The organism is Streptomyces sp. HUAS MS02 (assembly GCF_055702265.1).
Genome location: NZ_CM146747.1, coordinates 8,555,240 through 8,566,510 on the forward strand (window position 1 = coordinate 8,555,240; position 11,271 = coordinate 8,566,510).

Below are 11,271 nucleotides of genomic sequence, written 5' to 3' on the forward strand. Positions count from 1 at the left end.
CAGGACACATGTCACTCGGTTCCTTCCATGGCGTGCACGAGCGCGGACTCGGTGATGTCCCGGCCGCTGATCTCCCGTGCGATCCGGCCGTCCCGCACCACCAGGACACGGGTGCACAGCGCGAGCAGGTCCTGTGTGTCGGTGGAGGACACGATGACGCCCATGCCCTCGCCGGCCTGCCGCTCTATCAGGTCGTACAGCTGCAGACGGGTGGCGATGTCCACGCCCGCCGTGGGTTCGCACAGCGCCAGCACCGGCGGGCGCTGTGCCAGACAGCGGGCCATCACGACCTTCTGCTGGTTGCCGCCGCTCAGTGTGGTGATCCGCGCCCCGCGGCCGGCCGTCCGGACACCGACCCGCCGGATCCAGTCCTCCACCAGGGCGGACTCGTGGCGTCGGCGCAGCCGCCCGGAACGGGCGCGCAACCGGCCCAGGAGCGGCAGGGTGAGGTTCTCGCCGACCGAGAAGTCGCCGATCACGCCCTCGCCCGCCCGGTCCGCGGGAACCAGGGGAAGGCCCAGACCGTCGGCGTCGCGGGCCCGCGTCCACCGCTCGGAGCGCCGGGGCAGCCGCAGCCTGCCACTCACCCGCCCGGCAAGGGCCCCGCACACCGCGTACGGCACGATCTCGTGGCCGGAGCCGGCCAGGCCGGTGATGCCCAGACGCTCGCCTCCGGCCAGGTCGAACCCGACGCCCCGCAGGGGCCCGGCCCACAGGTCCCTGACCTCCAGCACCGGGTCGGCGCGGCTCGAAGGGGTCGGGGGGCGGTGGTCGGTCTCCATCTCCTCGCCCGCCATCAGCTCCGCCAGCGCACGCGGGGTGAGCTCGGCGACCGGGCGGGTGGCGATCCGGCGTCCGCCGCGGATCACGGTGACCCGGTCGGCGAGCGCGAAGATCTCGTCCATGCGGTGCGAGACGTACAGGACGCCGGCGCCCGCGTCGCGGACCTCGCGCACGATGTCGAAGAGGCGGGCCACCTCGCCGGGCGGCAGTACGGCGGTCGGCTCGTCGAGCACCAGGACACCGCGCCGGCCCTCCCAGCCCTGCAGCGCGGCGGCGATGGCCACTACCGTGCGCTGGACGGGGGTCGCCGTCGCCAGCGGCCGGCGTACGTCGATACCGAGGCCGAACCGCTCGACGAGGGCGCTCGTGCGCCGCTCCATCTCCGGCCAGCGGATGTTGCCGAAGGCCGTACGGGCGAAGCCATGGCTGAGCGCGAGGTTGTCGATGGCGCTCAACTCGCCCACCAGCCCCAGCTCCTGGTGGACGAAGCGGAGCCGGTCGTGCCGGGAAGCCGTGACCTGGCCGAGGTCGAAGGGCTCACCGTCGAGTTCGGCCACGGCGCCGGGCTCCGCGTGGTGGTAGCCGGCGAGGATCTTGATGAGGGTGGACTTGCCGGAGCCGTTGGGCCCGATCAGGGCGTGGATCTCGCCCGGCTCGACCTCCAGATCGACGTCCTGGAGGGCCTGGGTGCCGCCGAATCTCTTCGACAGGGCGGCCACCCGGAGCACCGGCCCGGTCAACTCAGCCCCCACAGCGCCTTGAACTGCGCCTGGTAGTCCTCGACGATCGGGAAGTCGCCGTCGGCCGAGGGCAGGTTGTCCTTGGTGACGAGCATGTTGGGCAGTGCGGCCTTCTGGTCCACGTCCATGGGCTGGCCGGTGAAGTGCCGGGCCAGTGCGTCGGCCTGCAGCCAGGCCGTCTCGTGGGAGTTGAGCGCCATCGCGCCGTCGGTGAGACCGCTCTGGATGTACTGGTAGTTCTGCGCGTCACCGACGTTGACGACGATGCGCTTGCCGGTGATGCCGGCGGTCTTCAGCGCGGTCGGCACGCCCACGTTGAGCAGGCCCAGGGAGAAGACGACGTGGGTCACCTTCGGGTGCGACCGGAGGTACGACACCACGCGGTCGGGCATGTCCTTGCCCACGGCGGTGATCGGCACATCGACGTTGTCCAGCCCGCAACCGTCGCACCACTTCTTGTACTTGGCGGCGAAGGAGTCCTTGACGGGCTTGAGGATCGTGTACGCCGGAAGGTCGAAGTAGACGGTGTTCGCCTTGGCGTCACTGTTCGACACCACCCATGAGGCGAGCATCTCGCCCTGGACGCCGACGTCGTCCGGCCCGTTCTTGAGCAGGGAGATGCCGTCGCCCAGCAGGTCGTCGGCGTTCGACTGGATGACGGGGATCTCGGCGGCCTTCAGCCGGGCCAGCTGCTTGGCGTAGACGGCGCGCGGGAAACCGGAGGCGACGACGGCGTCCGGCTTGTCGCGCAGGGCCTGTTCGTAGGCGGCCTGGACGGACTCCGGGGTGCCCTGGGTGGCGATCTGCTTCACCTCCCAGCCGAGTTCCTCGGCGGCCTCGGTGAAGAAGTCGGCGAGGTCCTTGCAGGACTGGACGCCGCAGAGGATGAAGTCGATCTTCTTGCCCTTGGGGATCTTCTTGCCGACGGGCTCGGTCACGGAGATCGTGGTCGGGCGCTCGGAGTACTTCGCCAGGGCCTCGCGGGCCGCCGTCAGGCCGGGGGAGCCCGGCGCGGCCGCCTGCGTGGAGTCGGTGGCGGGAGTGCTGCCGCCGCCGCACGCCGCCAGGGCGAGCAGTGAGGCGACGGAGACGGTGGCGGTGAGGGCACGGCGGACCGTGCGACGGGGTCTGGAACTCATCGTTGAGTACTCCCGAGAGGTGTCGCCTGCGCTGCCGCGACCCACGTCGCTCCCGCGTCCGCGGTGGTCGGGCTCCGGTCAGGCGGATCGATTCCGTGTTGCCCCGGGGCGAGGACGCCGCGGCGCTGGGGCCGGGACGGCAAAGACCGTCCGGCAATGGAGAAACTTTTGAGGAACTACAGCCTCAAGTGGGTCGGAGTGTGACATGTCCCAGCGGTCTTGGGGAGAGGTCCGCCACAAGAAATTCCGGTACCAGCGGCGAACATCGTGGTGGGCGAGGAAATCGCGAGAGTCCATCCACCGGTACGAGTGTTGCTCCACGCCGCCACCCGTAACTACACTCACTCTAAAGTTTCTGCCGGAGGAGAGATGATGGACGAAACATCGGAGCTGGGCACCGCGCGGTGCCCCGGGCCCAGCGTCCAGGACTACCTCGACCAGGACAGCCGACCCGTTCCCCCCGCCCTCAGGTTCGAGCGGAACGACCACCTCGGCAGCGAGGACGTCGACACCGCCCGCTTCACCTCCCGCGAGTGGGCCGAACGGGAGATGCGGCAGGTCTGGCGGCGCGTGTGGCAGTTCGCCTGCCTGGAGAGCGAGATCCCCGAGGTCGGCGACCACGAGGTCTACGAGATCGGCGACGACTCGCTCATCGTCGTCCGCACGGCGCCCGAGGAGATCCGCGCCTTCGTCAACGTCTGCCTGCACCGCGGACGCAAACTGCGCACCGGCGGCGGCAACGTCGGCGAGTTCCGCTGCTCGTTCCACGGCTTCACCTGGAACCTCGACGGCACGATGCGGACCCCGCCGTGCGCCTGGGACTTCCCGCACGTCAGCCCGGAGAAGTTCGCCCTCCCCGAGGCCCGGGTGGCCACCTGGCGCGGCTTCGTCTTCATCAACATGGACCCGTACGCCGAGTCCTTCGACAGCTACCGCGGCACCTTCGACGACTACTACATCTGGCCGCTGGAGAACCGCTACAAGTCGCTGCACATCGGCAAGGTGCTGCCCTGCAACTGGAAGGTCGCCCAGGACGCGTTCATCGAGTCCTTCCATGTGATCGCCACCCACCCGCAGATGCTGCCGTGGCTCGCCGACGCCAACTCGCAGTACGACGTCATGGCGGACCAGCCGAACTGGAGCCGGATGATCAACATCCAGGGCGCGCCCAGTCCGCACGTGGCGGACTCCGTCACGGAGGAGGACGTCCTGGAGACCTTCTACGACTCGCGCGCGTTCTACTCCGCCGCCCAGGGCCGTGACCTGGTACGGCAGGAGGGCGACGAGCTGCCGGCGATCCCGCCCGGCGGCACCGCCCGCCAGGTCCTCGCCGAGCGCATGCGGGCGCAACTGGCGGCCACCTCGCGGCAGGACTTCTCGAACACCCCCGACACCGAACTGCTGGACGCCATCAACTACCTGCTGTTCCCCAACTTCAACCCCTGGGGCGGCGCCAAGTCGAACATCATCTACCGGTTCCGGCCCCACGGCCTCGACCCCGACTCCTGCACCGCCGAGATCATCTTCATGTCGTCCCCGAAAGAGCCAGGCGAGCTGCCGCCACCGGCGAAGATCCGCTGGGTGCCCGAGGACATGCTCTTCGCCGACATCCCCGAACTCGGCGTGCTCGGCCCCGTCTTCGACCAGGACTGCGAGAACCTGCCCTACGTCCAGCAGGGCCTGAAGGCCATGCGCAAGCCGGGCATCACCCTGGCCAACTACCAGGAGAGCCGCATCCGCCACTTCAACCGGACCCTCGACCGGTGGATGGAAAAGTGACCCACCGCGTGTCGGTCAGACCCTCCGGCGTCGAGCTCGAAGTACGCGACGGCGAGGACCTGTTCACCGCCGCCCGCCGACTCGGCTACCGATGGCCCACCGTCTGCGGCGGCAAGGGCACCTGCCGCATCTGCTTCGTCCGGGTCGAGGAGGGCGCCGAGAACTGCTCGCCCGTGGGCCTGCTGGAGCGCGAGGGCATCGAGTCCCTGCGCCGGCCGGTGGACGGCTCGACCAGACTCGCCTGCCGGCTCCTGGTCGAGGGCCCGGTGACCGTGACCAAGAGCGGCGTGCGCCGCCGAGCGCAGGAGTGAGGCCCCATGTCCAAGCAAGTGATCCACCCCCTGACCGGGCATGTGTACCGGCTCACCGAGGACGGGCTGGTCGAGGTGACCGACCCCGGGACGGGGGCACAGGGCGTCTTCGACTTCCAGGCCCGGTGGCAGTCGGGCGAACTGCGTCACGCCGACCTCCAGATGGCCGGCTGGGTCGGCCGCCTCGCCCAGCGGCGCGCGACGCCGCAGCCCGAGGAGTGACCCGGTGACGCCCCGCACCACCCGGGCGGTCTGTCTGGTGCGCCGACCGGACGGTGAGCCGCTTCCCGGTGACTTCGCCGTCGAGGAACGCCCGCTGCCGCCCCTGGAGGCGGGGCAGCTGCTCGTGCGCAACCTCTACATGAGCGTCGACCCGTCCATGCGCGGCCGCCTGGAGAGCACCGAGAAGCACTACACGCACAACTTCACCCCGGGCGCCCCGCTCGACGGCCGCGCCCTCGGCGTCGTGGAGGAGAGCCGCTGTGCCTCCGTGCCGCCGGGCACCTACGTACGCCACCAACTCGGCTGGCGGGAGCGGGCGGTGCTCGACGAAGGGGCCGTGGACGGCGCCGGTCGCATCGACCCGGAACTCGCCCCGCTGCCCACCTGGTTGGGCCTGCTCGGCCAGACCGGGTTCACCGCCTACGTCGGCCTGACCCGGATCGCGCAGCTGCGTCCGGGCGACACCGTCCTCGTGTCGGCGGCGGCCGGCGCGGTCGGTACCGCCGCCGGTCAGTTCGCGCGCCTGCTGGGCGCGGACCGCGTCATCGGGACCGCCGGAGGGCCGGACAAGTGCGCCCTGCTGGTGAAGGAGTTCGGCTACGACGCGGCCGCGGACTACCGTGCCGAGCCGGTGCGCGACGCACTGGCCCGGCTGGCGCCCGACGGCATCGACGTCTACTTCGACAACGTCGGCGGGGAACAGCTCGCCGCCGCGCTGCACGTGCTGCGCACCGGTGGCCGGGTCGCGCTGTGCGGCATGATGTCGCAGTTCGGCGGCGACGGGCGGTCCGCGGACATCAACCAGCTGATCCAGGCGGTCCTCAAGCGGCTGACCCTGCGCGGTTTCATCGTCCGCGACCACGACGACCTGCGGCCGGAGTTCGAGCAGCGGGTCGCGGGCTGGCTCGCCGAGGGCCGGATCACCGCGCGCGAGACGGTCGTGGACGGTCTGGACAACGCGGCACACGCCCTGCTGTCCCTGCTGCGGGGCGGCAACATCGGCAAGATGCTGGTCCGACTGAATGACTGACGACTGAATGAATGACTGACGACTGCATGACTGACTACTGAACGACGAACGACGAACGACGAAGGGCGCCCGCGACGCGGGCGCCCTTCGTCGCACGGGCCGGGACCGCGGTCAGCGCATGGGGCGCGACGCGGCGACCGTATGTGCCTGCAGGGAGACCCCCAACCGGGTCAGTCCGGCCACGGCGGTCCGGAAGTCCTTGATGTGCGGGGTGGCGAAGTGCTCGTCGAGGGCCTGCTGGGACACCCACCGCTCGAACACCCGGATCCGGCGGCCGTCCGTGGGGTCCGCCGTCATGGCGTAGTCCAGGCAGCCGGGCTCTTCCTCGCGGGTGCGCTTCCCGACTTCGACGAGGTGCCTGAGCATCGTGTCGCGGTCCGCGGGCTCGTAGTCCATCCAGCCGGCGACGATGATTTCCTCTGACACGGTGGTCCTTTCCCCTTCCACGGTCATGGCTCATGACCGTGGGCCCGCCGCCCCTCTGTCAGGAAGGAGCGACGGGCCCATGGTTGCTCAGATGCCGGGTGCCGCCGGGACGCCGTCCACGGTGACCGTGCCCTTCTCGCCGTCGACCGTGATCACCATGCCGTCCCGCAGCCGTCGTGTACCGCCCTCGACGGAGATGACGGCCGGGATGCCGAGTTCGCGGCAGACCACGACGGCGTGGCTGTTGAGCGCCCCCACGTCCACGACGGCTGCTCCCGCCACGAGGAACAGCGGGGTCCAGGCCGCGTCCGTGATCGGCGCCACCAGCACCTCGCCCGGCTCCAGCGCCTCGCACGAGGCCGGGTCGGTGACCACCCGCACCCTGCCGGTGTAGGCGCCGTGGCTTCCGCCGACGCCGGTCAGGACATCGCCCTCCGCGGCGGTCGCGACGCCGTCCTCGCTGCGCCGCGGCCAGCCGTCGATCTCGGTCTGTGCGTCCTGTGCGACGAAGAACGGCGGTTCCAGCTCGCGCAGCCCGGCGTATTCCTGAAGCCGCTGGGCGATGACGGGCTCGAAGCCGCCCGGGTCGGCGACATAGTCGTCGAGCTCCGTCTCCAGCAGCATCATCACGTCCTCGGGCTCGGCGAAGCGTCCCGCCTCGACTCCGCGACGACCCAGCTCCCTCACCGTCATACGGATTTCGTTGATGACGGTCACACAGTTGGCCTTGGTCCGCTCACGAGCCGGGATCCACACCTGGGAAGCGTGCATGCCGGCGTCGTACATCGGCCGAGTGTCCTCGGGGAGGGCCGCTCGGATCTCCGCCGCGAGTTGTTCGCGGCGCTCGGTCAGCCTGCGGTGACGCGCGGCCGGAGAGTTGTCGTCGGAGGTGTGCCGGATCCGATCGACCAGAGCCAGCGCCTGGACCGGCGCCGCCTCCCAGGACAGCGCGTGGATGTCCCACTCGTTGGGGCCGCGGTCGCCGGACTCGGCGATGAACTCGTCGAAGGAGTCACGGAACGCCTTGACGTCTCCGGTCGCCCCTTCGAGAGCCTGCTGCACCGCGGCCGGACCCCGGTCGAACAGAGCTGTCAGCTCCGCCGAGGCGACCACCTGGCGGGAGAGCGTCCACAGCCCGGTTGACGGAGAGGCGGAGTCCACGCCTCCCAGCCCGCCGATGAGGTCGAGCATCGCGCCGGGACGGCCGACGCTCGCGCACAGCGGTCCGAGGATCGCCGGCCCGACGGACGCGGGCAGCGAGGACTCGACATGCCGTTGGAAGGTCGTCTCCACGTCGGCCAGCAACGAGCGGGCGTAGGCCACCAACTCGACGTCGGACAGGGACGCCAGGTCGGGTCGCTCGCGCCTGATACGGCGCAGCCGCTCATGGTCGGCGTCGCCCTCCGGGTAGCCGGCCTGACCGAGCATCCCCTGCAGCGTCGCTGTGGCCTTGGCCGTCAGTTCCGCGTCCCGGTCGTCGGGGTGCGGCACGTACACCGGTGTGTCGGAGCGCTGGCCCACGAAGGCGGTGTCGATCTGGTCCGCGGTCTGCCCCATGCGGATGCCGAACAGCCGCAGGTGCGACAGGTTGAGGTAGAAGTAACCGCCGAAGATTCCGACGAACGGAGGGCGAGGGCCGCTGGTCTCGTCCTCGCGGTAGATGCCGAACTCGACGAAACCGCGACGCCAGCCCTGCAGACCGCGCCCCCATACCAGGGTCCAGCCCAGCGGGCTGGCCGGCTCCGGCAGGGTTTCGCCCGCGTTGGCCCGGGTGTAGTGGGGCAGTCGCTCGCTGCGCTGCCAGTCGGTGATCCAGTGCTTCATGGCGAGGGGGTTCCCTCCGTCCGCTCCGGCGCTCACCACTGCGCCGTTCCGCCGTCGACGCTGATCAGCGTGCCCGTGATGCCCGCGCCGGCGTCGCTCGCGAGCAGCGAGGCGACGCTCGCGATCTGTTCCACGGTGGTGATCTTCTTGGTGGCGGCGTGCTCGGCGAACCGGGCCAGCCACTCCTCGTACGAGATGCCCTCGGCCTCGGCCGCGGCAGGCCCGGCGGCCCGCATCAGGTCGGTGTCGACGGCGCCGGGGCAGATCGCGTTGCAGGTGATGCCCATGGTGCCGTACTCGAAGGCGGTCGCCTTGGTCAGACCGTGGATGGCGTGCTTGTTGGTGATGTAGTGGCTGATCGCGGGCTTGTTGGCCTGCTTGCCCTCGACCGAGGAGATGTTGATGACCCGGCCCCAGCCACCTTCCAGCATGGGCCTCAGCGCACGGCGGGTGCCGTAGAAGTAGGCGTTCAGGTTGAGGTCGAGCGCTTTGTGCCACGCCTCGTCACTCAGCTCGTGGACCGGGGCGAAGCCCTCGGTGCCTCCGACGTTGTTGACCATGACGTCCAGTCGACCGAAGCGCTCGACCGTCCAGTCGACCAGCGCCTCGATGTCCGGCTGGCGGCTCGAGTCGCAGGTGTGGAAGACGGCCTTGTCGCCGGCCTGGAGTTCTTCCAGAGCCTGCTTGCCCTTGATCTCGGAGCGGCCGCTGAGCACGACCGTGGCTCCGTCGGCCAGGAAGGCCTCGGCGATGGCGCGGCCGATACTGCGCGTGCTGCCCGTGATCACCGCGACACGTCCGTCGAGGCTGCCCGTAGCCACCATGTTGTTCTCCTGCGGTTTCTGAGGGTTCGTCATCTGGACGCTTCGTCCAGGAGGCGGTGGATGGTGCGGTGGAAGTGCTGCAGTCCGGGTTCGTTGCGTCCGAAGACGAAGTCGGTCCCGGCGAGGGCCTTCAGCCCCCGTTGGACTCCGTAGGTGGTCGCGTAGTCCTCGTCGCGGACCACCTCGTAGAACCACTCGCCGAACTGGTCGGCGGCGTGGCGCTCCTCCTCGGTGACGGCCGGTTCGCGCAGCAGGATGATCTGCTGGGTGACTGATTCCGTGGCCGTACGGGGGATCACGATGGAGACGGCGATCTTGTTGCGCCAGGTGCCGGCGATGGCCAGGCCGGGGAAGAGCCAGTAGATGGCTCCGACGATGTCGCCGGGGTCACGCTTGTCCGCGGGCAGGTCCGCCAGGTCGGCGACGGGCCGCAGGGCCGCCGCGAGACGCTGGTGGGGCCCCCAGGTGTCGTGGGCCATCATGTTGGAGAAGTTCGTCTCGAAGACCGTCTTCGTGTGCAGCGAGGCGAAGTGGTACGTCTCCAGGTACCCGTCCAGGGTGACCTTCCAGTTCGGGCTGGTCAGCTCCCGGGTCGCGTAGTGGTGGCAGTCCGCGAAGCGGAGCCCCTCCAGCAGTGGCTGCAGATCTCCCAGCCAGGCGTCCAGGTCGTGCTCGGCGTTCGGATCGAGCGATACGAAGACGATGCCGGCGCGCTCACCGACGGGGAGCTGGATCAGGCCGCGCTTCTCGCGCGGTACGTCGCCGAAGGTCTTCTCGGCGTACACGCCGCGCAGTTCCCCCGACAGGTCGTAGGACCAGGCGTGGTACGGGCAGGTGATCCGCTTCGCCACGCCGCAGCCCGGCTCGACCAGCTCGGCGCCACGGTGCCGGCAGGCGTTGATCATCGCGTGGACCGTGCCCTGGCGGTCCCGCGTGATCAGAATGGGGGTGCCGAGCACGTCCAGTGCCTTGTAGGTCCCGGGCTTGGGGAGCTCGGACGACATGGCGAGCGGCAGCGGGACGCTCCGGTGGACGGCGTCCATCTCCCGCAGCCAGCGGTCGACGTCGAGGTAGTTGTCGACGGGTTCCGTCCACTGCTCCTCGGCCTGATGCGTCGTGTTGTTCCGGTAGTGCTCGATGACACGCTCGGCAAGGTCGGCCGCATCCTGCCGCATCGCCTTGCCCGCGTCATCGCTGGAGCGGTCCTGGCCGATCCATGAGTGGTATTCCGGGGCGGGGGGCGGCAAGGGGCGCTCGTCGCCCGCCGCTCGGGTCTCCGGTGAGATCTGGACCACGATGTCCTCAATCCTCCCAGTCGCGAGCTGGTGAAGGGTGCCTGTGCTTCAGCTCCGCTGTGACCGCCACAACAACAGGAGTTAGTGTTGTGTGTCAATAGAAAGTCGCGAAGTTTGGATGCGCGGCATTCCGCAGGTCACCTTCGCTTTCCGTTGCGAGGGTAACCGCCGCTCAGGTCGATCTTTCTGGGGATCGGCTCCAGCTGAAGGGTGGGCGCGGGCGGCGAGTGGGCGGAAGGGGTCCAGTGGTCGATGAGATGGCCGAGCCGGCTCGGGTGGCCAGAGAAGTGGCGATGACCCAGCCCTTCGAGGTCGGTGTCGTGGTGCGCGACCTGGAGGTGTCGGAGCGCTTCTATCGCGAAGTGCTCGGCTGCGTTCCGGTGCACCGCTCGCACATCCCGGACACCATCGGCGGCCCGGCCGGATTGGGTGGGCCCCTGTCGGTCGTCTGGCTCCAGGTGCCGTCCGGGGGCCGGATCAAGCTGATACGACTTCAGGCGGATGCGGATGCGGATGCGGATGCGGATGCGGATGCGGATGCGGATGCGGGCGCGGATGCGGGCGCGGCTGCGCGGCCGTCCGTCGTACCGCTGGCCGCACGCCGCGGCTTGTCCTATGTCACCTTCCACTTCGACGACATCGTGCCGGTCGTCGACGCCCTGCCGGCCGCCGGCGCCCGGCCGCTGTCGTCCCCGGTCGTCGTGGTGGCGCGGGACCGGCGGATCAGCTTCTGGGCGGATCCGGAGGGCAACGTCCTCGAACTGGTGGACCGGCGAGGCGGTGACCAGGAGACCCGTTGGGCCCGGACCATAGTAATTAGAGAACCTCTTCAGTAAGGTGCGCCCTGCTGGTTACTGTAGACCGGCAACAGAAAGTCCGATCGGTTGGAAACCTCGCA

11 protein-coding genes are annotated in these 11,271 nt (G+C 69.7%); 5 read left to right on the top strand and 6 right to left on the bottom strand.

Features of this window, described 5'->3' with window-relative positions:
* Positions 1–11 precede the first annotated feature (11 nt).
* Together ACZ9QC_RS36955 and ACZ9QC_RS36960 are read right to left on the bottom strand one after the other, a co-directional pair.
* Positions 12–1,535, bottom strand: a complete 1,524-nt coding sequence (locus tag ACZ9QC_RS36955; RefSeq protein WP_472917066.1) for a sugar ABC transporter ATP-binding protein — start codon at positions 1,533–1,535, stop codon at positions 12–14.
* Positions 1,520–2,662, bottom strand: coding sequence for a sugar ABC transporter substrate-binding protein (locus ACZ9QC_RS36960; RefSeq protein ID WP_472917067.1), 1,143 nt, complete (start codon positions 2,660–2,662; stop codon positions 1,520–1,522). The genes ACZ9QC_RS36955 and ACZ9QC_RS36960 overlap by 16 nt, the downstream gene beginning before the upstream one ends.
* Positions 2,663–3,031: 369 nt before the next feature.
* On the opposite strand from ACZ9QC_RS36960, the gene ACZ9QC_RS36965 reads away from it, so the two are divergent.
* Genes ACZ9QC_RS36965 through ACZ9QC_RS36980 form a run of 4 tightly spaced genes read left to right on the top strand, consistent with a single transcriptional unit; the run spans position 3,032 to position 6,004 of the window.
* On the top strand, positions 3,032–4,441 hold the full coding sequence (locus ACZ9QC_RS36965; RefSeq protein WP_472917068.1) for an aromatic ring-hydroxylating oxygenase subunit alpha: 1,410 nt from the start codon (positions 3,032–3,034) through the stop codon (positions 4,439–4,441).
* Between the two features lie 8 nt (positions 4,442–4,449).
* A complete protein-coding gene (locus ACZ9QC_RS36970; protein WP_472917069.1) occupies positions 4,450–4,752 on the top strand; it encodes a 2Fe-2S iron-sulfur cluster-binding protein in 303 nt (100 codons plus the stop codon).
* 6 nt (positions 4,753–4,758) lie between these two features.
* On the top strand, positions 4,759–4,974 hold the full coding sequence (locus ACZ9QC_RS36975; protein ID WP_472917070.1) for a transposase: 216 nt from the start codon (positions 4,759–4,761) through the stop codon (positions 4,972–4,974).
* Positions 4,975–4,978: 4 nt separating this feature from the next.
* Complete coding sequence (locus ACZ9QC_RS36980; protein ID WP_472917071.1) at positions 4,979–6,004, top strand: NADP-dependent oxidoreductase; 1,026 nt, start codon at positions 4,979–4,981, stop codon at positions 6,002–6,004.
* Positions 6,005–6,115: 111 nt separating this feature from the next.
* Here the strand turns inward: ACZ9QC_RS36980 and ACZ9QC_RS36985 are convergent, their stop codons facing one another.
* The 4 genes from ACZ9QC_RS36985 to ACZ9QC_RS37000 form a co-directional block, all read right to left on the bottom strand.
* Positions 6,116–6,430: a putative quinol monooxygenase gene (locus ACZ9QC_RS36985; RefSeq protein ID WP_257561681.1), complete on the bottom strand. Its 315-nt coding sequence runs from the start codon at positions 6,428–6,430 to the stop codon at positions 6,116–6,118.
* 87 nt (positions 6,431–6,517) lie between these two features.
* Positions 6,518–8,254, bottom strand: coding sequence for a PEP-utilizing enzyme (locus tag ACZ9QC_RS36990; protein WP_472917072.1), 1,737 nt, complete (start codon positions 8,252–8,254; stop codon positions 6,518–6,520).
* Positions 8,255–8,286: 32 nt separating this feature from the next.
* On the bottom strand, positions 8,287–9,111 hold the full coding sequence (locus tag ACZ9QC_RS36995) for an SDR family NAD(P)-dependent oxidoreductase (protein ID WP_472917073.1): 825 nt from the start codon (positions 9,109–9,111) through the stop codon (positions 8,287–8,289).
* Complete coding sequence (locus ACZ9QC_RS37000) at positions 9,108–10,373, bottom strand: aromatic ring-hydroxylating oxygenase subunit alpha (protein WP_472917074.1); 1,266 nt, start codon at positions 10,371–10,373, stop codon at positions 9,108–9,110. Before ACZ9QC_RS37000 ends, ACZ9QC_RS36995 begins: the two co-directional genes overlap by 4 nt.
* Positions 10,374–10,618: 245 nt before the next feature.
* Here ACZ9QC_RS37000 and ACZ9QC_RS37005 point away from each other — a divergent pair, with 245 nt between their 5' ends.
* A complete protein-coding gene (locus ACZ9QC_RS37005) occupies positions 10,619–11,209 on the top strand; it encodes a VOC family protein (protein WP_472917075.1) in 591 nt (196 codons plus the stop codon).
* Positions 11,210–11,271: the final 62 nt, after the last annotated feature.

What these genes read in the sequence shown, in the direction of transcription:
- ACZ9QC_RS36965 (WP_472917068.1), top strand. Translation starts at nt 3,032, where the DNA reads ATGATGGACGAAACATCGGAGCTGGGCACCGCGCGGTGCCCCGGGCCC.
- ACZ9QC_RS36995 (WP_472917073.1), bottom strand. Translation starts at nt 9,111, where the DNA reads ATGACGAACCCTCAGAAACCGCAGGAGAACAACATGGTGGCTACGGGC.
- ACZ9QC_RS36960 (WP_472917067.1), bottom strand. Translation starts at nt 2,662, where the DNA reads ATGAGTTCCAGACCCCGTCGCACGGTCCGCCGTGCCCTCACCGCCACC.
- ACZ9QC_RS36990 (WP_472917072.1), bottom strand. Translation starts at nt 8,254, where the DNA reads ATGAAGCACTGGATCACCGACTGGCAGCGCAGCGAGCGACTGCCCCAC.
- ACZ9QC_RS36975 (WP_472917070.1), top strand. Translation starts at nt 4,759, where the DNA reads ATGTCCAAGCAAGTGATCCACCCCCTGACCGGGCATGTGTACCGGCTC.